The organism is Streptomyces sp. AA4 (assembly GCF_000158875.1).
Lineage (GTDB): Bacteria > Actinomycetota > Actinomycetes > Mycobacteriales > Pseudonocardiaceae > Amycolatopsis.
Genome location: NZ_GG657746.1, coordinates 4,459,975 through 4,481,391 on the forward strand (window position 1 = coordinate 4,459,975; position 21,417 = coordinate 4,481,391).

Here is a 21,417-nt window from a genome sequence, read left to right on the forward strand (position 1 = left end):
AGAAAAGTAGAACAGGTTCTTGCGCTCGGTCAAGCGGCGGAGGACGCTGAACGGATGGATCTGGCCGCGCTCGAAGAAATCCGCCGCGTGAAATTCCGCTACCTCCGGTGCCTCGACCTGAAGCGCTGGGACGAGATGGCGGAGACGCTGACCGCCGACGCCCGCGTGCACTACGGCACGCCCGCCTACGGCGAACCGCTGAACTTCCACAACCGCGACGCGCTCATGGAGTTCCTGCGCACCACCGTCGGCCCCGGCATCACGACAATGCACTTCGCCGGGCACCCGGAAATCGAGATCGACGGCGACACCGCGACCGGCCGGTGGCTGTTCCAGGACAAGGTGATCGTCGCCGAGCACCGGGTGGTGATCGAGGGCGCCGCGTACTACGAGGACACGTACCGGCGCGAGGACGGCGGGTGGCGGATCAGCAGCACGGGGTACGAACGGCTGTACGAAACGCTGGCCACGATGAAGGACCAGCCGGGCTGGAAGCTGACCGCGAACATGTGGGGCCAGCCGGCCTGACCCCGGCGGTCAGCGCCGAGCAGGACGGACGCCGCCCGCCTCCGCCGTCACCGCGTCCGCGACGGCCGCCAAAGCCGCGCCCCGGCGGGCGATTTCCGCACCGGTGATCGGCTCCCCGACGGACAACGTCAGCACCAGTTCCTGCCGCCCCGACGCGTCGACGGTCGGGGCGGCCAGCAGGCTCACCGCGTGCTTCTTCCGCGGTTCCAGGTCCGCGCCGAGGTACACCCGCTCCCCCAGGCTCGACACCAGCTCGCCGACGAGCCCGCGCACCTCGGGCGGCAGGTCGCCCGCGGCCACGCCCGCCATCAGCGTGTAGAGCCGGCGGCCCGCCGACGTCAGGCTTTCCACCAGATAGCCGTGTTCCCGGCACTCCGCGACCACCCGCCGCAGGTACGCCTCGTCCAGCCGGACCGGCACCGCGGGCGGCGTCGCGAGCCAGGCGTCGAAGGCGGAGTCGGCGTCCCACAGCACGTACATCAGCCCGACCGGCGGCGCGAACGGATACGTCTCGCCGAGCCGCACCTTGCCCGGCCCGGCGCTCTGCAGCATCAGGATGCGCCCGTCCACCACCGCCGACGCGGTGCACGTCGCCTGGTACCGGGCGCTCAGCTCTTCCAGGTGCGCACGGGCGATCTCGCTGGCGCCGAAGCCTTCCGCCGCCGCGCGTCCGGCCGCGATCGTCGCCGGGCCCAGGCGATACGTCGTGGTCCGGGGGTCGCGGACCACGTATCCGCTCGCCGTCAGCTCGGTCAGGATGCCGAGGCAGGTCGGCTTGCTCAGGCCCAGTTCGCGGGCCAGCGCGGACAGCCCGAACCGCTGCCCCGGCCGCGCCGCGAAATAGTCCAGCAACCGCACGACCCGTTCGGTCGGCGGCGAGCGCCGGGATACCGCCATTGACCCGTCCTTAGAACGCGTTCTAGTCTCGGTACCCGTCGAACGTACCACTCCGGTACAGATCTGGACCAGTGAGGAGTCTCCGGTGCTGACCGAACCGCTCGCCGGCGCGATCGCCGAAGCCGAAAAGATCATCGCCGAGGCCCCGCACGTGCGCACCGAACAGGACCTGATCGAGGGCTACGACTACCTCGCGGGCAGCATCCGGGCGTCCGTCCAGACGGCGTGGGCCTACGACCGGGACTTCCCGTACTTCACCCTCTCCACCGGCCCGTACACGAAAATGGGCCTGGACAACCCGGACACCCTGTACTTCAACGCGAACATCCGCGAGGACCGCGAATACGTCGTCACCGGCACCCGCGGCACCACCGCCGACCTCAGCTTCCAGGTCCTCAACGGGGACTACACGCCGGTCGAGGTGCCCGACAGCGTGACCGCGTTCGACGACCGCGACATCCCCGTCGCCGCCGACGGTTCCTTCGAGATCCGCTTCGGCCCGGCGAAACCCGATCCCGGGCCCGGCTATTTCGTGCTCGGCCCCGGGTCGTCGATGCTCGTCGTCCGCGAGGTCTACAGCGACTGGGCCACCGAACGGCGCGGCACGATCCAGCTTCGCTGCGCGGACACCACCGGCCAGGCCCCGCCCGCGCTGACCCGCACCGCGATGGAGAAACGGTACGGCGTCACCGGAAAAATCCTGCTCAGCCGGCTGCGGACGTTCCTCGCCTTCCCGAAGTGGTTCTACTTGAACCTGCCGGTGAACACGATGACCGAACCGCGCAGCACGCCCGGCGGCCTGCCCACGCAGTACTCCTCGGCCGGGCATTACGAACTCGCCGACGACGAGGTCATGATCGTCACCGTGCCCCGTTCGGACGCGCCGTACCAGGGCATTCAGCTCGGCAGCACCTGGTATGTCTCGCTCGACTACGTGCACCACCAGACCAGCCTCACCGCCGACCAGGCGCGGGCCGACCCGGACGGCAAGCTGCGGTTCGTGATCAGCGAACGCGACCCCGGCGTCGCGAACTGGCTCGAACGCACCGGGCACGACCGCGGCTACGTCCAGATCCGCTGGCAGCGGCTTTCCCGCGAACTCACCGCGGCCGACGGGCCGGAGGTCGAGGTCGTGAAGTTCGACGAACTGCCCGGCCGGCTGCCCTACCACTCCGAGGCCCGCGTGACCCCGGAGGAATGGGCACAGCGGATCGCCGCGCGACAGGCCGCGGTCGCGGCCAGGATGCTGGGCTGAAACCATGGACCTCCTGACCGGCAAAGTCGTTCTCGTGTCCGGAATCGGCCCGGGATTGGGCCGCTCCATCGCGTTGCGGTCCGCCGCCGCCGGGGCCGACGTCGTCCTCGCGGCCCGCACCGAATCCCGGCTCGCCGAGGTCGCCGCCGAGGTCGAGGCACTCGGCCGCCGCGCCGTTCCGGTGCCGGCCGACATCACCGACGACGCCTCGGCGACCAAGCTCGTCGAGACCGCGCTGAGCGAGTTCGGACGGCTGGACACGTTGGTGAACAACGCTTTCGCGATTCCGCCGATCACCGATCTCGCCGACGTCGATCTCGACGCGGTGCGCGCCGGCTTCGAAACCAACGTGCTTGCCGCACTCCGGCTGACCCGGCTGTGCACCTCAGCGCTCGCCGAGAGCGCCGGTTCGGTCGTAATGATCAATTCGGCGGTGCTGCGGCATTCCCGACGCACTTTCGGCGCGTACAAAATGGCGAAGGCGAGTCTGCTCGCGCTCGCGCAAAGCCTCGCGTCGGAACTCGGACCGCAGGGGATCCGGGTCAACTCCGTCGCGCCGGGCTACATCTGGGCGGACTCGCTCAAGTGGTATTTCGCTTACCTGGCCAAGGAACGCGGCGTGCCCGCGGAACAGGTGTACGCGGAAACGGCGGAGACCATCGATCTGCGCCGCCTCCCGGAACCGGACGAGATCGCCGACACCGTCGTGTTCCTCGCGTCCGCGCTCGCCCGCTGCGTCACCGGGCAATGCCTCGACGTCAACGCCGGCGAATACCACCACTGAGGGGAAGAGCATGCGTCCAGGACGAGACAGCGTCGGCACGGTCGAAGACCTCCACGCGTCCGCCGCGAAACTCACCGGCCTCGACGATTTCGGCGGCGACGAACACCTCGAAGGCTTGCGCGTCCTGCTCGATTCCTACACCCATGAAGCCGATTTGACCCCGTACGGCAACAAAGTCCACCGTGCTTTCCTGCGCGGGGCGCTGGTCGCGCGCTTGCTGAGCGAAGCCTCGTGGAAGCAGCACCCGCAGTACGCCGATGTCCCCATCGAGCGGCCGATCTTCGTCACCGGCCTGCCGCGCACCGGCACCACGGCGCTGCACCGGCTGCTCACCGAAGACCCGGCGCACCAGGGCCTCGAGGTATGGCTGACCGAAATGCCGCAGCCGCGCCCGCCGCGCGAGACCTGGCCGGAAAACCCGGTCTTCCAAGCGATCCAGGCCGGATACGAGCAGCACCACGTCGAGCATCCGGAGTTCATGGGCCTGCACCACATGTCGGCGGACCAGGTCGAGGAATGCTGGCAGCTGCTGCGGCAGTCGATGAAATCCGTGTCGTACGAATGCCTCGCGCACGTGCCCGGCTACTCGCGCTGGCTCGACGGCCAGGACTGGACCGACGCCTACCGCAGGCACCGGCGCAACCTGCAGCTCATCGGGCTGCCCGACGCCGGCCGCCGCTGGGTGCTCAAGAACCCCAGCCACCTGTTCGCCCTCGACGCGCTGCTGGAGGTCTACCCGGACGCGCTGGTCGTGCAGACCCATCGCGCGCCCAGCACGATCATCGCGTCGGTGTGCAGCCTGACCGAACAGGCTTCGGAAGGCTGGTCGGACACGTTCCGCGGCGAGGTCGTCGGACGCAGCCAGCTCGACCTGTGGGCCCGCGGCGCGGAACGGTTCGCGGCCGCTCGCGCCCGGCACAATCCCGCGCAGTTCTGCGACGTCCGGTACGAGGACTTCGTCGCCGACCCGATCGGCACCGTCGAGGGGGTCTACCGGCATTTCGGACTGGGCCTCACCCCGCGAGCGCGCGACGCGATGACCGTGCTGCACGAGCGGAGCCGCACCGGGGACGCGAAACCGAGGCACCGCTACGACCTCGCCGACTTCGGCCTGACCGCCGAAGAGGTCGACGAGCGGTTCGGTGCGGCACACCCGAGTTGAAGCCGTTTCGAGACCGGCGTCTTCGGCGAACCGGCCCCGGGGCGTCGGCCCGCCCCCTAGGATCTGCCTGACCTTCCTTGAGCGGAGAGCAGGTATGACGACCTTCACCAACACGATCCTCCAGGTCCTCCCGCTGGCGTTGCTGCTGATCGTGGGGCTGTTCGGCCTGATCCTCGCGCTCGGCCGACGTTCGCGGGGCGGCTCCGGGATGATGGTGGCCGCCTTCGTGGTCATGCTGGTCACCACGGCGCTGAACATCGCCTGGCGGCTCATGCTGACGAACGTCGCGTCGTGGATGGCGTCGGATCACCTGAGCAGCGACGAGATGTCGGCGATCTTCCTGGCCGTGGGCATCCCGCTCGGCCTTCTCGAAGTGCTGTCGTGGCTGCTGGTCGTGCTCGCGGTGGCGAAGGGCGGCCGCGCCCCGCAGCCCGGTTTCGCACCGGGCGGCTACCCGACGGGCGGGCAGCCCGGGTATCCGCAGACCGGGTACGGCCAGCCGGGGTATCCGCAGCCCGGGCAGCCGCAACCTGGCTATCCGCAGGCGGATCCCGGTCAGCAGTCCGGGTACTCGCAGCCGCCTCAGGCCACCCCCGGCGAAGGTCCTCAGCAGCCGCCGAACTGAGGCCGGTCAGAAGCTCGCCGAGCACGACGTCGTGCCGCACCACGGCGAACCCGGCACCCTGCCTTCCTCACGGCGGGTCCGCCGACGCTTTTCAGCTTCGCCGGCTCCTGCGCCGGGCGGCGACCAGCAACGCGAAGCCGGTGAGCAAGCTGAAGACTGAGCCGAGCAGGAGGTTCCAGAGCGGCGTGCCCGTCGAGGCCAGCGGCCCCGGGCCGGTCGGCGGGACGCCCGGCGGAGTGGTCGGCGGAGTTCCGGGCGGCCCGGTCGGCGGGGTCACCGGAGTGGTCGTGCCGCAGCCGGGTTCGGCGCCGGTGACGCAGTTGGTCCCCGGATTCGGCGAGACCACGACGTTGCGCAGGCGGTTTCCGGCGGTGGCTTCGGGTTTGACGGTGACCGAGTAGACGACCGTGACGGTCTGGCCGACCGCCAGCGTCCCGTGCCAGGTCAGCTTCGAGCCCGTCTGCTCGACGGACCCGCTGGTGGCCTGAGCGTCCTGGTTGTACGTGGCGTCGTCCAGAACGTCGGCGAGGTCGTCGACGAAGGTCGCGTCCGGGTAGGCAGCGCTGCCGGTGTTGACGAGGTCGACGGTGTACGTGACCTTCTCCCCCGGTTTCGCCGTCGGCACGCCGGCTCGCTTGGCGATCGTCATCTCGCGGACCGGGGTTTCGGTGCCGCACACCGGGTCTCGGGTCAGGCAGTTGGTGTCGTCCGGGCTGGTGACCGCGTTGCGCAAGATCCGGTCGCCGCGCGGCGGGTCCCCGACGGTCACCGAATACCTGATGGTGACCTCCGCACCCGGCGCGAGCGAGCCAGTCCACTGTAGACGCGGCTGGACGAAGTGGACGGTCCCGCCGGTCGCTGTGGCATCGCCGTTGTAGGCGGCGTCGTCCAGTACGCCGGACAAGTCGTCGGTGAATGACGCGTCCGGTTGCGACGCCTCGCCGAGGTTGCGGACGGTCACGGTGTAGGTGACCTTCCCGCCGGGTTGAGCGATCGCCGGATCGGCGGTCTTGGCGATCCGCAGGTGCGGCTTCGGCAGGATCACGCGGCAGCCCGGATCGGCCGAGCCCTCCGGGCAGTTCGAGCCATTTCCGGTGACGGTGTTGACGAGCCGGTGGTCCCCGGCATTCGTGACGGTAACCGAGTAGGTGATCGTCGCCGTGGCGCCCTTGGCCAGGTCTCCGGTCCAAGTCAGGGTCGGCGGTGCGAGCACGACAGTGCCGGTGTCCGCCTTGGCGTCGCCGTTGTAGGTCGCGTCGTCGAGCACGCCCGTGAGGTTGTCGGTGAACGACGCACGACGGTAATCGGCCTCGCCGACGTTCTCGACGGTGACCGTGTAGCTGACCCGGTCGCCGGTCTTGATCTCGGCCGGGGTCGCGGTCTTCGTGATCTTCAACGCGGGCAGCGGCGTGACCGTGCCGCAGTCCGGATCGCTCCCGCCGGGCGGGCAGTTGTCGGCGCCGGTGACCGCGTTGGCGAGTTTTTTATCGCCGCGCGGCGGATTGTGCACGGTGACGGTGTAGGTGATCGTCACCGTCGCGCCAGCTTCGACGTCGCCGCTCCAGGTCAGTTTCGGTGCGGTGTAGGCAGTCGTGCCGCTGGTCGCGCGGGCGTCGTTGTCGTAGGTGGCGTCGTCGAGGACGCCGGTCAGGTCGTCGGTGACGGCTGCGCCGCGGTAAGTCGCCTTGCCGTCGTTGGCGACCAGAACGGTGTAGGCGACGGTGTCGCCGGGTCGCGGGTCGGACGGGGACGCGGTCTTCTTGACGTGCAGACGGGCGACCGGGGTCACCGGATTGCAGTCCGGCGCGGTGTTTCCGGGCGGGCAGGTGGAATCGGGCGGCCCGGTGACCGCGTTGCGGAGTTCGTTGTCGCCGGTCTGCGTTGCACGGACGGTGACCGAGTAGGTGATCGTCACGGTCGCGCCGGCGGGCAGATCAGCGGTCCACGTCAGATTCGGTGCGGCGTAGGCGACGGAACCCGAGGTGGCGGTGGCGTCGTTGTTGTACGTCGCGTCGTCCAGAACGCGGCTCAGGTCGTCGGTGAAACCCGCCCCTCGATACGTTGCAGTGCCGGTGTTTCGGGCGGTCACCGTGTACGTGACCTTGTCCCCGGGCTGCGCGGTCGCGGGTGCCGCGGTCTTCGACAATTCCAGGGTGCCGACGCCGGTGTCGGTGCCACAGTCCGGGTCGGCGGAGCCGGGCGGGCAGGTCGAACCGTCCGGGCCGGTGACGAGGTTGCGCAGGTGTTTGTCTCCGGCGGGCGGGGCGCCGACGGTGACGGAGTAGCGCACGGTCACCGTGGCGCCCGCCGGGACGTCGCCCGTCCAGTTCAGGCGTGGCGCGGCGAAGGACGTCGTGCCGGAGGTGGCGGTCGCGTCGTTGTTCCAGGTCGCGTCGTCGAGGACGCCGGAGAGGTCGTCGGTGAACGTCGCTCCGGGGTAAGCGGCCTCGCCGATGTTGCGCACGGTCACGGTGTAGCCGACCCGCTCGCCGGGCTTGGCGTCGGTCCGGTCCGCGGTCTTCTTGATTTCGAGCGCGCCGATCGGGGTTTCGGTCGAGCAATCCGTGCTGTTCGGCGCACAGTTCGAATCCGCAGGGCCGGTCACCGTGTTGCGCAGGTTGCGGTCCCCGCGCGGCGGCGAGGCCACCGTGACCGTGTAGCTGATCGTGACGGTCTGCGCGGCCGGAATGTCGCCGGTCCAGGTGAGTTTCGCCGTGTTCGGGTCGTAGCCCGGTTGCGTAGCGGCAGCAGTGCCGCCGATCATGGCAACGGCATTGTCGTTGTACGCCGCCTCGTCGACCACGCCGGTGAGATCGTCAGTCAGCTTTACCGCGCTCGCCGTCGCGCCGCCGATGTTCTCGGCGGTAATCGTGTAGGTCACGGTGTCGCCGGGCTTCGCGGTCGCGGGTGAGGCCGATTTCCGGATCACCACGCCGGAAATGGGTTCGTCCGTGGTGCAGGAAGGGTCCGTGCCGCAGTTCGAGCCGTCCGGGCCCACTACCCGGTTGATCAGGCGACGGTTCCCGCGCGGCGGGTCGGCGACCGTCACCGAGTAGGTGATGGTGACCGTGGTGCCCGCCTTGACATCGCCGGTCCAGCGCAGCGCCCGTCCTGGTTCGTAAGCCACGGTGCCGGATCCGGTGGCCCGGGCGTCGTTGTTGTAGGCAGCGTCGTCGAGGACGTCCGTCAGATCGTCAGCAACACTCGCCCCGGCCCAATCCGCCGTGCCGTCGTTGGTCACAGTCACCGTGTACGACACGACGCTGCCCGGGCTGGGGTTGGCGGGCGACGCGTGTTTCGCGATCTTCAACGTGGCGATCGGCACTACCGTCGCACACGCCGGATCCTTCGACGCCTCAGCGCAATTGCTTTCCGGAACCGTCACGACGTTGGTCAGCTTTTTGTCCCCGCCGGGCGGCTTCCCCACGGTCACCGAGTACGCCAGGGTGACCGTGTCGCCCGGCGCGATCGCCCCGGTCCAGGTCAGCTTCTGCCCGGCGTAACCCGGCTGGGTCGGCGTCGGCGCACCGCCGGTCGTGGTGACCGCGTCGTTGTTGTACGCGGCGTCGTCGAGGACCGCGCTCAGGTCGTCGGTGAGCCGCGCGGCCGGGGCGGGCGCGTCGCCCTCGTTGGCGATGGTCACCGTGTACCGCACGGTGTCCCCCGGCTTGGCCGTCTGCTCGCTGGCGGTTTTGCGCACGACGAGGCGGGAGGTCAGGTTCGGCGCGATCGAGCAGCTGGCCAGGTCGGTGATCGGCCAGGAGCCGCCGGATTCGGACTTGATGCGGCCGACCTGGTTGTCCTGGGCGTTGCCGCCCGGCACCGGTGTCGACGCCCCGGTCCGCGGGTCCACTTTGTACAGTGCGCCGCCGTAGTAGCCGAGGTAGATCGACCCGTGGAAGTACGCCATCCCGTAGTTGTTGAACCCGTTGCCCGACCCCGGTCCGACGACGCGCACCGCCCGCGTCGTCGTCCCGGTCGCCGGATCGAGCCGGTAGACGTAGGTCGAACCGCCGTAGGAAATGCCGTAGTACGCGCCGCCGTCGGCGTCCACGAACAGGTCCGGCACCAGGGAGCCGCCGAGGAACACGGGGTCGTCCGACGGCACCGGCGCGAGGTTCGAGCCCCTGGTCCAGACTGTCGTCGCGCCGGTCGCCAGGTTCATCCCGAACAGCTTCGGCGCGCCGCCGTTCTGCGCGCCGAACAGCATCCCGGTGTTCGGGTCCGCGGCGGTCCCGCCCCAGTTCGTCCCGGCGGGCAGCTCGCGGGTCTCGCCGGCCGCGATCCGGTCGGTGACCTCGTCGGTGCCGGAAACGTGCTTGTAGAGCGTGCGGTTCGCGCTCGTGTAGCTGGAGTAGAACGCCGCCGGGCGGCCGGTGTCGGGGTCCTTGCCGAGGGCCATGTCGGTCGACCAGTAATCCGGCGGCCCGCTGCCCGCCCGTTTGCTGACGACCGTGTTCTCAATCTCGGCGTCCCCGGCCGCGTTCGTGCGGAACTGCATGCCCGAGCGGAAATTGCTGTAATAAAGATGGTCGCAGTCGAATACGGACGGACTCCGCTCCCCTTCGACCGGCCACGTCTGCGCCGACGCGGGAACCGCACCGCCCACCGCCAGGCCCGACACCGCGACCGCCAGCACGAGAAACTGCGCGGCCGACCGCCGGATCGCTTTCCCGCTCCCACCCGCCCAGCGCACCATGATCGCATCGAATCAACGCGAACGACCCTGGACAACTCGAAAGCGCGACCAGGCGCACAAGTCACCCACTTGAGGTCGCCTTAGCCACGGGAAATAGCGGTGCATTTCCCTTTTCGCTACCGCGAGACAGTGGCCTGAATCAGCTCGTACGCGAGATCCGTCCGGACACCGTCCGGATTGGTCAGCCCCTCGTCGTCGTACCAGGACGCGTCAGCCTCCGGATGCGGCCCGCTGACGCCGACCCGCCCCTTGCCGTACGGCGCGACGACCACCGCGGCCGCACCGTTCGGATAGGTCGCCAGCACCGTCGCGTCGGCCCCGTCGTTCAGCCGGAACTCGGGCCCGTCCTGGAAATACATATGCCGCGGCTGCCCGCGCCAGCTGACCTCGACGACCGTGTCGCGTTCGTCCGCCACCGCGGAACCGGGAGAACCCGCGTACCCGCGCGTGTCGCCCGGCAGCAGCCCGAACCCCGGATCGCGGCCCGCGAGGTACCCGCCGAAGCACAGCCCGAGGTAGCTGCCGCCCTGGCGAACCCAGTCGCGCACCGCGTCGGCGGAGCCGTCCAGGTCCCGCCACGTCCGGTCGAGGTCCTGGCCGCCGCCCGGCTGGACGTACAGCTGGGCCTCCGCCAGCACCGCCGCGGTGAGCGGCTTCCCGGTCCCGGGCCCGACATACTCGACCCGGTAATGCTGCGGCGCCCTGCGCAGCAGATCAGCCACGGCGGGCCCGCATTCCGCACACCCCTGCGGTCCGTTGTAGACCAACGCGAGCGGCGCTACTGCGCTGCGGGGCGCGGGAGGCGCCGCCTCATCTCGCGGCTGGCCGCAGGCTGCGGTGAGGAGGGTGGCGGAGAGGAGGCCGCACAGCAACCGTCGCCAAGGCCGACGGGGCATCGTTTCTCTCCTCTGGTCGCACTACCTGTTAGCTTATCGGACTCGTTATCCTTTGAATGGGCAGGGTCGGCACGCTGACCTCCTCCGGTGTCGATCATGTCGTGAGCTACCCTCGCCCCTCAACCGAGGCCGCCCTCACCCACCCATCCCGGACACCGCTCCATCCAGGGGTATCACGCCGTCCGCGGCCCGGTTTCTGTCGGGTGCCACCTCTCACACTGGCGGTGATTCAGCGCAGCCGTGAAACAGAAAACGCCGGGCGACCGATCCAGTCCGCACCACTGCGGCGGCGGTGGTCGTTTCCGGTTCCGAGGGGAGAATGATGGCGACTGACACCGGGTGGGTCACGTTGTCCGATGGCCGAAAAGTCAAACTGGACGGCGGCGGGGGCAAGAAGAAGGGCGGCGGCGTGGCGGTCGCGGCGGCAGCGGCCGTCGCCATCGCGACGGGCAGTTCGGGCGCCGCAGTGGGCGGCCTCGCCGGTTCCGGCACAAGCGCTGGCAGCGTGTTCGCAGACAACGTCGCCGCCGACGTCGTCGACGGGCTTCCCGGACGCACCCTCTCGCAACGCACCGCGAAAGCTCGAGAGTCCGCCAAGAAGGGCAACCGGAAAGAGTCCTGGAGCCGGATGAAAATGAAAGAACTCCGGCACAGGTTCGAGCACGAAGCCGAGTGCCTTTCCGCAGCCACCGGCAGAGTGCGCGAATTCCTGGCTCACACGCCGTGCACCTCTCTGGACCGGATGCTGCTGGCGGTCGGAGACGGACACGGCAACGCCGCGGTCGTGTCCGTTGTGCGGGTCGGGTTCAAGTCCGCCGGCCAGCGCAACAGCTTCCAGGAGGTAGAGACGGTGCAGGGAAGCGGCGACGTGCGGCCGCTGGAGATCTCCCTCGCGCTCGGCATCGCCGGCGTGTCGTTCACCGGGTTGAACTATCGCGACCGCCGGGACAAGAATGCCCTCGTCGTGGCGGAGGCCGACACTGCCGCCGGGCACCTCGACGGTCCGACCTTGAAAGCCCTGGCCGACGTCGCCCGGTTCATGCCGGTAGCTTGATCCGCGCCTGGCCGCAGGAGAAGGCGTCACCTTCGAAAGGACATCCGTGCCCGTCATCGACAAGATCGCCTGGATCCGATTCGACGAAGGCCGCATCCTCAGCACCCGCTCCCGGGGCAAGGACGTCTACTACCTCCCCGGCGGCAAACGCGAACCCGGCGAGACCGATCTCCAGACGCTCGTCCGCGAGATCGACGAGGAACTCGCCGTCGCCATCGTGCCGGAGAGCGCGCGGCATTTCGGTACCTTCCGGGCCCAGGCGCACGGCCACGCGGCAGGCATCACCGTCCAGATGACCTGCTACACCGCCGACTACCGCGGCACTCTCCAGCCCCGCAGCGAGATCGCGGAGATCGTCTGGCTGACCTACGCCGACCGGGGCGCCGTGTCCCCGGTCGACCAGGTCATCTTCGACCACCTGCGCGAGACCGGCCTGCTCGGCGGCACTCCACAGTAGACAGTCCGGCCCAAAGCGATCGGCCGCCGAAGAAAAGCAGGGTCACGCCCCGGAAGCTTCCGGAACCCCGTATCCCCCTCCCCCGCCGGATTCGCACCGCAGCACGTCCCCCCGCCGCACCCGCAGGCTGTTCACCTTCAGCATCTCCCGCGCCTCCGGCGTGCCCGGGTTCAGCACCACCCGCGGCGGCGCGCCCGACGAGCCGCCGAACAGGCCCCACGCGGGCGTCACCGAGCGTTCCCACCACAGCGACAGGTCCTGGTCCGCCTCCATCACGTACTCCCGGATCACCCCGTCGCCCCCGCGCCAGCGGCCCGCGCCGCCCGAGCCCGTGCGGATGCGGTATTCGTTCACCCGCACCGGATACAGCGTTTCGACCACCTCCACCGGCAGGTCGCGCAGCGAACCGTTGACGTTGTTGATCAGCGCCGTCTCCCCGTCGCCGCCTTCCCAGGCGCCCCAGCCGCCGACAGTCGCTTCCAGGGTCACGAACGGCTCCCCCGTCCGCGGGTGCTCGCCGGCGAACTGGACGATCATCGAATCGCCGTAGCTGGCCGCCGCGACGCGGTCCGGCATCGCGGGCGCGAGCGCGGCCACGACGAGGTCGATGAGCATGCCGAGGCTCGAGTAGTAGTACTGGCACGCCGCGGGCTCCCGCGCGCCGAGCATCGAACCGTCGCGGACCTGCACGTCCAGCGGCGCGAACGAACCGCCGTTGAGGCTCACCTGCGGCGAGATCAGCAGCTTGTAACCGACCCGCGCCGCCGAAATCGCCTGGGAGCGGCCGCAGTTCACCGGACCGGTGGCCTGGTCGGCGCAGTCGGTGAGGTCGATCGTCATCGATTCGCCCTCGACGACCACCCGCACGCGCACCTTCAGCGGCGTGTCCGGGTCGATCGCGTCGTTGTCCAGGTAGCCGGTCGCCTCGTACTCGCCGTCCGGGATCGCCGCGATGCGTTCGCGTTCCAGCCGTTCGGTCTGGGCGAAGATCTGCTCGCGCGCGGCGTCGACGGTTTCCGCGCCATAGCGGGCAAACAGCTCGCCGAGCCGCCGCACACCCATGCGCGCACAAGCGATCTGCGCGCGCATGTCGCCCAGGGTCACGTACGGGAACCGCACGTTCGTCTCGATGAGCCGGAGGATGTCGGCGCATTCGACGCCGCCCGCGACGATCCGCGTCGGACCCATCCGGAGGCCTTCTTGGTAGATGTTCGTGGAATCCATCGAACCGCCGGGGTCCTTGGAACCCATGTCGATCCAGTGCGCGCGGGAGGCCGCGAAGCCGACCAGCTCGTCGTCCACGAAAATCGGCGCGTACACGGTGCAGTCGTTGAGGTGCGTGCCGCCGATGTAGGAGTCGTTGAGCACCCACACGTCGCCGGGCTCCCAGACGTCCGCGCCGAACAGGTCCTCGGTGTGGCTGGTGCAGATCTCCAGGTTCCCGAGGAAGATCGGCAGGCCCGAGGACTGGCCGAGGACGCGGTGGCGCCGGTCCAGCAAAGCGACGGCGCAGTCCTTGCCCTCGTAGATCGTCGGCGTGTACGACGACCGGATCAGGGTCATGTTCATGTCCTCGGCCGCCTGGATCAGCGCCGAGCGGATGATTTCGGTGGTGACGGGGCTGATGCTCACGCGTGCTCCTCCTGCAGGTGGTCGGCGGCCGCGAGGGTGACGACCAGGAAGCCGTGGTCGTCGACGGCGAGTTCGGCGTCCGGCGGGACGACCGTGGTGGCGGTTTCCTCGTGCACGATCGCGGGCCCGGACAACCGGCTGCCGGGGGCGAGCGACGAGCGCGCCACGATCGCGGTGGGCACCGGCTGCCCGGCGAAAACGACGTCGCGGACCACCGGATCCGGTCGTTCCGTGCTCGTCTCGGCGGCCGCCGCGGCGCGTTCGACCACGCCGTGGCCGGTGGTGCGGAGCGCGACGAACTGCACTGGCGCGCCGGGGGTCGCGTGGCCGTAGCGCTGGTGGTGGATCTCGGCGAACCGCGCCTCGATCGCGGGCAGGAACTCAGGGCTGTCCACGGGATCGGAGTCCAGGATCGGCACCGTCAGGGTGTAGTCCTGGCTTTCGTACCGCATGTCGACGCCGTGCGTCACCGACCGGCGCTCCTCGGGGATTCCCTGTTCCCGCAACGCTTCCAGCGCCTGATCGCGCAACGAGTCGAGCGCGGTGCGCAACGCGCGGGTGTCGAGTTCTGCTCCGTTGGCGAAGAACTGCATGGTGAAGTCCCGCCGGACGTCCGCCTCCAGCATGCCCCACGCGGAGAACGCGCCCGGGAACCGCGGCACGATCACCTCGGTGATGCCGATTTCCTGCGCGATGAAAGCCGCGTGCATCGGCCCCGCGCCGCCGAACGCGAGCAGCGCGAACTGGCCCGGTTCGCGGCCGTGCTCGACCGTCAGGGTGCGGATCGCCTGTGCCATCTTGGCGTTGCCGACGTCGCAGATCCCCGACGCCAGCTCGACCGGGTCCATGCTGAGCTGCTGCGCCAGCGTCTCGACCGCCTGGCGCGCGGCGTCGAGGTCGAGCGGCATCCCGCCCCCGGCGAACGATTCGGGATCGACCCGGCCGAGCACGCAGTTCGCGTCGGTGACCGTCGCCTGCGTGCCGCCGCGGCCGTAGCACGCCGGGCCGGGCACCGCGCCCGCCGATTCGGGACCGACGCGCAGCGCGTCGCCTTCGGCGTAGGCGAGCGAACCGCCGCCCGCGCCGACCGTGTGCAGGTTGACCAGCGGCATCAGCAGCGGGAAGCCCTCCGCCTCGCCGTCCGGCGACACGTCGGCGGCGTAGTCCATCACCAGGGAGACGTCGAACGAGGTCCCGCCCATGTCCACGCAGATCAGATCCGGCCGGCCGAGCAGCTTCGCCGCCGCGACGCCGCCCATCGTGCCGCCGACCGGGCCGGACAGCAGCGTCTGCAGCGGGTGCCGCCGCGCGAACCCGGCGTTGACCAGACCGCCGGACGACTGCATGACGTGCACCGGGACGTGCAGCCCCTTCTCGGTGAACCGCGCTTCGATGCGGTCGAGATAGCGGTGCACCGACGGGCCGGTGTAGGCCTCCAGCACCGCGGTCGACGTCCGCTCGTACTCCCGCCATTCCGGCGCGACCTCGTGGGAGAGCACGACCAGCGCGTCGTCGCCCAGCTCGTCGCGCAGGATCTCGCCCGCGCGGCGTTCGTGCCCGGAATCCAAGTAGGAGAACAGGAAACACACCGCGACGGCCTCGAAACCCTCTTCGCGCACCCGCTTCGCGACCAGCCGCACGGCGTCCTCGTCGAGCGGTTCGAGTTCCGCTCCGGTCGCGTCGAGCCGCCCGGCGACCTCCGCGACCGCCTCCGGCCCGACGAGCGGCGCAGGCTTGCGGTAGTGCAGGTCGAACAGCCGGTTCCGGTTGCCGCGCGCGATCCGGTAGACGTCGCCGATCCCCTTGGTGGTCAGGATCAGCACCTTCGCGCCGCGCCGTTCGAGCAGCGCGTTCAGGCCTTGCGTGGTGCCGTGCACGAAGAACTCGATGTCGGCGAACGGCAGGTCGAATCCTTCGAGCGCGCCGAAAACGCCGCGCGCGAGGTCGTCGGGGGTGGTGAGCACCTTGCCCGCGCGCAGCCGCTGCGTCGCGCCGTCGTGGACGACCACGTCGGTGAAGGTGCCGCCGATGTCCATGGCGACCCGGTAGGTCATGGGAACTCCTTGTCGGATAAGGGAAATCAGGTGAGCGCGCGACCCTCGGTCTCGGGCAGCGGAAGGACGGCGAGAAGCGCGACGACGAGGAAGGCCACGATCGACGCGACGGTCAGCGAGGACGCGACGCCGTGGTCCATCATCGCGCCGATCACCGGCACCGAAACGGTGTTGGCCAGCAGGATCGCCGAGGTGGACCAGGAGTAGCCGACGCCGCGCAGCCCGGTCGGCAGCACCTCGGCCGACCAGGTGTTCCAGATGCCCCAGGCGCCGAGCGAGAAGAACGCGAGGATCAAGTTGCCCGCGTACAGCTGCGTGGAGCCGGTGGCGAGGCCGAACAGCACACCGCCGATCGCCGAGGCCAGCGCGAACAGCAGGAAGATCCGCTTGCGGCCGTGCCGGCGGGTCAGCCACGCGGCGAGCAGGTAGCCGGGCACGGACACGACCTGCGTCACCGCGACGAACCACAGCGCGCCGGACACGCTCAGCCCGCGGTTCTGCAGCAGGACCGGCAGCCACGTCTGCAGTCCCCAATAGCCCCAGCTGAAGGTGAACGACGTGAGCAGCATCGGCAGGAAACGCCGCCGCACCGGCGAACGGAACAGGTTGCGCACCGCACCTGCCTTGCGGTCCGCGTCTTCGACGGAAAACGTGGTGTCGGCCGGAATTTCGGCGCCGAGCCCGCGCAGCACGGCGGCGGCTTCCGCATGCCGGCCGCGCCGGGCGAGCCAGTACGGCGATTCCGGCACCCACCGCAGCACGGCGAACGCCCACAGCCCGGCCAGCGCGGCGACCACGGCGACCGCACGCCAGCTGATCGTGCCGAGCGACTGGCTCACGCCGATGCACAGCAGCGTGCCGATCGGAAACCCGATGCTGAGCGCGACCGCGCCTTGGCCGCGACGCGCGGTGGGCAGCAGTTCGAGGAAGTACGGGAACGTGACCGCGTACACCCCGCCGAACGCGACGCCGGACAGGAACCGCAGCACGACGAACGGCCAGAACGCCGGCGAAAGCCCCGCGGCGAGCGCGAGCACCGCGTAGATCAGGAGGCTCGCGACCGTCACGCGGCGGCGGCCCAGCCGATCGATCAGGCCGCCCCACAGCAGCGCGCCGGGCACCATGCCGAACGCGACCGCGGACAGCGCCCAGCCGAGTTTCGTGTTGTCCACGCCGAATTCGCCGGCGATCCCGTTCGACACGTAGACCAGCCCGACCTGTTCCCAGGCCTCGACGACGAACGCGAAGAACAGCACGGATCCGGCGAGCCAATGCCGTCGGGTCAGCCCCATTCCGGTGCAGACGTCGCCGACGGTCGGCGCGGCGGCGGCGGTGGGCGGGGCGGGCTCGTGCGGGGCGGCCATGGCGCCTCCTATCATCATCAAAACGTTTTGATGAGCTTTCGCGGCATCAAACCCGCGCGCCGGGGCGGTGTCAAGACCTCCTCCGCCGCGCGGTGGGCGATACTGGGCCGTCCGGAGGCAGGGCGGAGGGGAACGACGGTGGACACCGACGGCGGCAAACGACCGGTGACGATCCGGGAGGTCGCCGAGCGCGCCGGGGTCTCGATCAGCACGGTTTCGCACGCGCTTTCCGGGCGCAGGCCCATTTCCGCGGCGACCAAGGCGCGGGTCCGCGAGGCCGCCGCGGAGCTGGGCTACGACCCGAACCCGAACGCGCGCTCGCTGCGCACCGGCCGGTCCGGGCTGGTCGGGCTCATCCTCCGGCCGCGCTACGCGGTGGCCGGCACGCCCGACCGCGCCGAGACGTTCAACCGGCTCGTCGGGTCGGTCGCGACCGAGATGCTGCGGCACAAAACCGGCCTGATCCACGTCCCCGACCTGCACGACCCGGCGGTGGCGAGCGTGCCGATGGACGGCTGCATCGTGGCCCACCCCTACGGCGGCGACACCGCGCTGGCCGAACTGCTCGGCCGCGGCCTTCCGGTGGTGACCGTCGAGGAGGATCCGGAGCAGCCGGACCTGCCGTGGGCCGTGCGGCTGGACTATCCGCCGGTGGTCGAAGCGCTGCTGGACCACCTCTACGACCAGGGCGCGCGCGACGTCCTGCTGCTCTCCGGCACCGAGGACAACGCCTGGAACCGGCGGCCGCGCGAAACCTACCTGGCGTGGTGCGAACGGCGTGCGCTGTCGCCGCGGACCGCCTTGCTCAGCGAAGGCCTGACGCAAGGGGACGTGCCGGAGCTGGTGCAGCCCTTGCTGTCCGGCCCGGACCGGCCGGACGCGATCGTGGTCGCGACCAGCGATTTCGCGCCGCTCATCGCCGAGGCCGCGGTCGCGGAGGGCTTGCGCGTCCCGGACGATTTGCTGCTCGCCGCGCTGACCGACAGCGAACACGCCCGCACGAGCACCCCGCCGATCACCGCGATGGACCTGACGCACGAAGCGCTCGCCGAACGCGCAGTGGAGCTGATGCTCGCGCGGCTGTCGGGTGCCGAGACGCCGGAGGGCCCGGTGTTCCTGACTCCGGAACTGCGGCTGCGGGAATCGACTCAGCGCCGAGGTTGACCTCTGCCCCGCGGCCTGCACCCGGTCATGTTCCCTGCGAAGCCAGTACTTGCCTAAGAGGAAAGTGCAGAGGTACTTTCTCCTCAGGAAAGTACTTTCCGGAACGCCAGGAGGCGATCATGGCGGAGCATCCCTCCCCGGAAGAGGCGGCCCGCGCGTTGCGGGAGGTCGACCGCCGCCGGGACCAGGCGCTAGGCGCGCTGCACGGCGCGAAGTGGGTTGACGTCGTCTTCGCGCTCGTGGTCTTCCTGTATCTGGCTTCGGCGGACTTCCTCCCCAGCGCCGCCCAGTGGAAGGGGCTGGTCCTGGCCGCGCTGGTCGTGGGCTACGTACTGCTGCTGCGTTCGCGTCGAGGCGCGGCGTGGCTGGGGCACCGCGTGCGGGCGGATCGGTCGGCGGTTCAGCCGCGGGTCGGGCTCGTCGTCGTCGCGGCGTGCGTGGCGGCGGCGGTCGCGGTGGCCTTTCTGCCCGTGCGGATTCCGTACGGGAACACGATTCTGGGCGCGGTCCTGGCGATCGTGCTGATCGCGTTCGGGCCGCACCTGCGGCGAGGCCTGGCCGCGCTGGTCCGGCGCGGCCGCTCGGGAGGCGCGCCCGATGGCCGTGCCTGACCTGGATCAGCTCCTGCTGGACCCGACCCGGCTGTCCGTCGTGGCGCTGCTGTCCGGGACCGAATGGGCCGAGTTCAGCTGGGTCCGCGACTCGGCCGGGCTGTCGGATTCCGCGCTGTCCAAGCAGATCGCCACCCTGGCCAACGCCGAATACGTCGAAGTCAAAAAGGGGTACGTCGGCAAACGGCCGCGAACTTGGCTCAACCTCAGCGGTTCCGGGCACCAAGCACTGCGCGCGCACGTCGCGGCCCTGCATCGGATCGTGGAACAGTCGGAGCGGGCCGAGCGCGCTCGCAGCGCCCGAGCGAACGACTGACCGCGGCTGGCTTCCCTTGCCGGGAGGCCGGCCGCGGTCTTGTCCACTGTGGAGGAACCGGCTAGTCCGCCGGCGTGACCTCGGCCATTTCCGACCAGGCCGCGCCGTCCAGATTCTGGTAGTTGATCTCGGGCTTCTTCGCGACGACCGTCGACATGAACGGGAAGAACTCCTGCGCGTGCTCGGTGGCGACGTGCGCGTCCCCGGCGGCGCTGTCGGCGAAGACCTCGACCATGACGAATTCGTTCTCGTCGCCGCCGTTTTGGTAGTAGTCGAACGAAATGTTGCCCGGTTCGCTGCGCACCTGCTCGGTGTAGCGCTGGATGCCTTCGAGCCATTCGGCGCGCTTCTCGGGGCGGATCTGTGCTTTGAGGACGATCAAGATCATCCACCGAGTATCTCAGGAACCTCGCCGAGTTCGCAGTGTCGCTACGCGGCCACCGCGGCGGAACGGATCACCCGGGCCCCCGCCACGGCCGTCACCAGCAACACCACTCCTCCCCCGAAAACCGCGCTCGCCGCGAACGGCCAGACGCTGAACGCGGCCGCCGCGCCGCCGGTCTTGACGATCGAGAACGGCAGCACGCACAGCACCGAACCCACCACCGCGACCACGATCGCCAGCAGGGCCGCGGCGGCGGTTTCGCGCAGGAGCATGCCGCGGACCTGCCGGACGGTCGAGCCGATCAGCGACAGCGTCGCGAACTCCGTCCGGCGGTCGCCGATCGCGGCCACCAGGTTGTTGGTCAGCGCGATCGCCATGAACAGCGAGATCAGGACGACCACCAGATAGTTGATCGACGCCAGCACGTCGGCGGTGCTGCCGGGGACGCTGTGCTGGTTTTCGATGCCCTGCATGGCGAGCGTGCCCGCGGAGACGCCGACCAGCAGCGTCAGGAACGTGACGATCGGACGCGCGCGTTCCGGAGCGGCACGCAGGTTGACGCCCGCCAGGTGCGCCTCGGCGTTCTTCGCCCCGCGCGAAAGGCGGCCGACGATCCGGTTCGCCGCGGCGATCAGTTCCGGAGCCAAGATCGCGAACCCGATCGAGCACAGCACCACGGCGGGCCCGGTCAGGCCGGTCGTCGCGATGTTGTCGGCAGGCAGGGCGAGCACCGAGCTCGCCGACCCGAAACCCGCTGCCAGCAACACGATCGCGGCAATCCGCCGCGGCCGCGCCGACCGCACCCGCCGCGGGCCGGTCTCTTCTTCCACCGGACTGCGCCGAGCCGGACCGCGGCTGCCGATCCACGCCGCGAGCACCCCGGCCAGCAGCACCGCCGCGACGCCGACCAGCGGCAGCGCGATGCCGGGCGCGAACGACGTGCTCGGCGCGGTGAGCCCGGTGGCGCGCACGCCGGTCAGCAGCAAGAGCCCGAGCAGGTAGCCGAGCCCCAGACCGGGCAACGCGGCCACGGCGGTGATCGCGAGGGTTTCCAGCGAAACCAGCACGCGGATCTGCCGGGGCGCCGCGCCGATCAGCCGCAACCCGCCGATCTCGCCGGACCGCGCGGCGAGCGTGACGCCGATCGTCGAGACCATCGCGAACACCACGATCGCCACCACCCAGCCGCCCAGGATGAGCGGGAACTGGGTGAGAAACCCCCGGTCGGCCGGCGCCGTACTGCTCGAAAGCCCGGTGCCGAGCAGAGCGGTCATCGCGACCACGAGGGCCATCCCGACGAGCGCGACAAGACCGGTGGCCACAGCCGCGGCGCGATGGTGGCCGAAGAGCCGTAGAGCCAGTTTCAGCATGTCGATTCCCCTTTGGATATGCGGCCAGCACGCACGCTCTCGCCGCCGGGCCACGAGCCCGGCGAATCTCGGACAGCGGCCGCATGAACAACTTTCACCACGTCAATTCCCCCGGACGCACTGTCGACCCCCGCACTGCGCTCGGCCGCCGATCTTGCGAACCG

Annotated in this window: 18 protein-coding genes; 10 read left to right on the forward strand and 8 right to left on the reverse strand. The window is 70.0% G+C overall.

Features of this window, described 5'->3' with window-relative positions:
- The first annotated feature begins 54 nt into the window (after positions 1-54).
- Positions 55-528, forward strand: a complete 474-nt coding sequence (locus SSMG_RS20520; protein ID WP_009079048.1) for a nuclear transport factor 2 family protein — start codon at positions 55-57, stop codon at positions 526-528.
- 9 nt (positions 529-537) lie between these two features.
- Here the strand turns inward: SSMG_RS20520 and SSMG_RS20525 are convergent, their stop codons facing one another.
- Entirely contained in the window at positions 538-1,425 is an 888-nt protein-coding gene (locus tag SSMG_RS20525; RefSeq protein WP_009079050.1) for a helix-turn-helix domain-containing protein, read from the reverse strand.
- Between the two features lie 85 nt (positions 1,426-1,510).
- On the opposite strand from SSMG_RS20525, the gene SSMG_RS20530 reads away from it, so the two are divergent.
- The 4 genes from SSMG_RS20530 to SSMG_RS20545 all read left to right on the forward strand — a co-directional run bounded on the left by SSMG_RS20530 (position 1,511) and on the right by SSMG_RS20545 (position 5,251).
- Complete coding sequence (locus tag SSMG_RS20530) at positions 1,511-2,680, forward strand: DUF1214 domain-containing protein (protein ID WP_037714316.1); 1,170 nt, start codon at positions 1,511-1,513, stop codon at positions 2,678-2,680.
- A 4-nt stretch (positions 2,681-2,684) separates the two neighbouring features.
- Positions 2,685-3,464 carry an SDR family oxidoreductase gene (locus SSMG_RS20535; RefSeq protein ID WP_009079053.1) on the forward strand — a complete coding sequence of 260 codons (780 nt, stop codon included), beginning with the start codon at positions 2,685-2,687 and terminating at the stop codon, positions 3,462-3,464.
- A 10-nt stretch (positions 3,465-3,474) separates the two neighbouring features.
- Positions 3,475-4,626: a sulfotransferase gene (locus SSMG_RS20540; RefSeq protein ID WP_009079056.1), complete on the forward strand. Its 1,152-nt coding sequence runs from the start codon at positions 3,475-3,477 to the stop codon at positions 4,624-4,626.
- A 94-nt stretch (positions 4,627-4,720) separates the two neighbouring features.
- Complete coding sequence (locus SSMG_RS20545) at positions 4,721-5,251, forward strand: hypothetical protein (protein ID WP_037714318.1); 531 nt, start codon at positions 4,721-4,723, stop codon at positions 5,249-5,251.
- A gap of 91 nt (positions 5,252-5,342) precedes the next feature.
- On the opposite strand, the gene SSMG_RS20550 is transcribed toward SSMG_RS20545, so the two are convergent.
- Positions 5,343-9,950: a DUF11 domain-containing protein gene (locus tag SSMG_RS20550; RefSeq protein ID WP_009079060.1), complete on the reverse strand. Its 4,608-nt coding sequence runs from the start codon at positions 9,948-9,950 to the stop codon at positions 5,343-5,345.
- A gap of 116 nt (positions 9,951-10,066) precedes the next feature.
- Positions 10,067-10,846 (reverse strand): BPL-N domain-containing protein, encoded by a 780-nt coding sequence (locus tag SSMG_RS20555; RefSeq protein ID WP_009079062.1) that lies wholly within the window; start codon positions 10,844-10,846, stop codon positions 10,067-10,069.
- 292 nt (positions 10,847-11,138) lie between these two features.
- Between SSMG_RS20555 and SSMG_RS20560 the strand changes: the two genes are divergently transcribed.
- Together SSMG_RS20560 and SSMG_RS20565 are read left to right on the forward strand one after the other, a co-directional pair.
- Positions 11,139-11,900: a hypothetical protein gene (locus SSMG_RS20560; protein ID WP_009079064.1), complete on the forward strand. Its 762-nt coding sequence runs from the start codon at positions 11,139-11,141 to the stop codon at positions 11,898-11,900.
- Between the two features lie 46 nt (positions 11,901-11,946).
- Positions 11,947-12,357, forward strand: a complete 411-nt coding sequence (locus SSMG_RS20565) for an NUDIX domain-containing protein (RefSeq protein ID WP_009079066.1) — start codon at positions 11,947-11,949, stop codon at positions 12,355-12,357.
- A gap of 42 nt (positions 12,358-12,399) precedes the next feature.
- On the opposite strand, the gene SSMG_RS20570 is transcribed toward SSMG_RS20565, so the two are convergent.
- Genes SSMG_RS20570 through SSMG_RS20580 form a run of 3 tightly spaced genes read right to left on the reverse strand, consistent with a single transcriptional unit; the run spans position 12,400 to position 17,407 of the window.
- Positions 12,400-13,989 (reverse strand): hydantoinase B/oxoprolinase family protein, encoded by a 1,590-nt coding sequence (locus tag SSMG_RS20570; RefSeq protein WP_009079067.1) that lies wholly within the window; start codon positions 13,987-13,989, stop codon positions 12,400-12,402.
- Positions 13,986-16,043: a hydantoinase/oxoprolinase family protein gene (locus tag SSMG_RS20575; RefSeq protein ID WP_037714320.1), complete on the reverse strand. Its 2,058-nt coding sequence runs from the start codon at positions 16,041-16,043 to the stop codon at positions 13,986-13,988. Before SSMG_RS20575 ends, SSMG_RS20570 begins: the two co-directional genes overlap by 4 nt.
- A 26-nt stretch (positions 16,044-16,069) precedes the next feature.
- Positions 16,070-17,407, reverse strand: coding sequence for an MFS transporter (locus SSMG_RS20580; RefSeq protein ID WP_037714324.1), 1,338 nt, complete (start codon positions 17,405-17,407; stop codon positions 16,070-16,072).
- Positions 17,408-17,545: 138 nt separating this feature from the next.
- Here SSMG_RS20580 and SSMG_RS20585 point away from each other — a divergent pair, with 138 nt between their 5' ends.
- The 3 genes from SSMG_RS20585 to SSMG_RS20595 all read left to right on the forward strand — a co-directional run bounded on the left by SSMG_RS20585 (position 17,546) and on the right by SSMG_RS20595 (position 19,498).
- Positions 17,546-18,571, forward strand: a complete 1,026-nt coding sequence (locus SSMG_RS20585; protein WP_037714325.1) for a LacI family DNA-binding transcriptional regulator — start codon at positions 17,546-17,548, stop codon at positions 18,569-18,571.
- 119 nt (positions 18,572-18,690) lie between these two features.
- A complete protein-coding gene (locus SSMG_RS20590) occupies positions 18,691-19,182 on the forward strand; it encodes a hypothetical protein (RefSeq protein WP_009079076.1) in 492 nt (163 codons plus the stop codon).
- Positions 19,169-19,498: a transcriptional regulator gene (locus SSMG_RS20595; protein WP_009079078.1), complete on the forward strand. Its 330-nt coding sequence runs from the start codon at positions 19,169-19,171 to the stop codon at positions 19,496-19,498. Before SSMG_RS20590 ends, SSMG_RS20595 begins: the two co-directional genes overlap by 14 nt.
- A 61-nt stretch (positions 19,499-19,559) precedes the next feature.
- Here the strand turns inward: SSMG_RS20595 and SSMG_RS20600 are convergent, their stop codons facing one another.
- Both SSMG_RS20600 and SSMG_RS20605 read right to left on the reverse strand, forming a co-directional pair.
- Entirely contained in the window at positions 19,560-19,886 is a 327-nt protein-coding gene (locus SSMG_RS20600; protein WP_009079080.1) for a putative quinol monooxygenase, read from the reverse strand.
- A 41-nt stretch (positions 19,887-19,927) separates the two neighbouring features.
- Entirely contained in the window at positions 19,928-21,253 is a 1,326-nt protein-coding gene (locus SSMG_RS20605; protein WP_050788237.1) for an FtsX-like permease family protein, read from the reverse strand.
- Positions 21,254-21,417 lie beyond the last annotated feature (164 nt).

Coding starts and splice junctions, on each gene's coding strand:
- SSMG_RS20520 (WP_009079048.1), top strand. CDS start 55: ATGGATCTGGCCGCGCTCGAAGAAATCCGCCGCGTGAAATTCCGCTAC.
- SSMG_RS20525 (WP_009079050.1), bottom strand. CDS start 1,425: ATGGCGGTATCCCGGCGCTCGCCGCCGACCGAACGGGTCGTGCGGTTG.
- SSMG_RS20535 (WP_009079053.1), top strand. CDS start 2,685: ATGGACCTCCTGACCGGCAAAGTCGTTCTCGTGTCCGGAATCGGCCCG.
- SSMG_RS20540 (WP_009079056.1), top strand. CDS start 3,475: ATGCGTCCAGGACGAGACAGCGTCGGCACGGTCGAAGACCTCCACGCG.
- SSMG_RS20545 (WP_037714318.1), top strand. CDS start 4,721: ATGACGACCTTCACCAACACGATCCTCCAGGTCCTCCCGCTGGCGTTG.
- SSMG_RS20550 (WP_009079060.1), bottom strand. CDS start 9,950: ATGGTGCGCTGGGCGGGTGGGAGCGGGAAAGCGATCCGGCGGTCGGCC.
- SSMG_RS20555 (WP_009079062.1), bottom strand. CDS start 10,846: ATGCCCCGTCGGCCTTGGCGACGGTTGCTGTGCGGCCTCCTCTCCGCC.
- SSMG_RS20575 (WP_037714320.1), bottom strand. CDS start 16,043: ATGACCTACCGGGTCGCCATGGACATCGGCGGCACCTTCACCGACGTG.
- SSMG_RS20580 (WP_037714324.1), bottom strand. CDS start 17,407: ATGGCCGCCCCGCACGAGCCCGCCCCGCCCACCGCCGCCGCCGCGCCG.
- SSMG_RS20590 (WP_009079076.1), top strand. CDS start 18,691: ATGGCGGAGCATCCCTCCCCGGAAGAGGCGGCCCGCGCGTTGCGGGAG.
- SSMG_RS20595 (WP_009079078.1), top strand. CDS start 19,169: ATGGCCGTGCCTGACCTGGATCAGCTCCTGCTGGACCCGACCCGGCTG.
- SSMG_RS20600 (WP_009079080.1), bottom strand. CDS start 19,886: ATGATCTTGATCGTCCTCAAAGCACAGATCCGCCCCGAGAAGCGCGCC.
- SSMG_RS20605 (WP_050788237.1), bottom strand. CDS start 21,253: ATGCTGAAACTGGCTCTACGGCTCTTCGGCCACCATCGCGCCGCGGCT.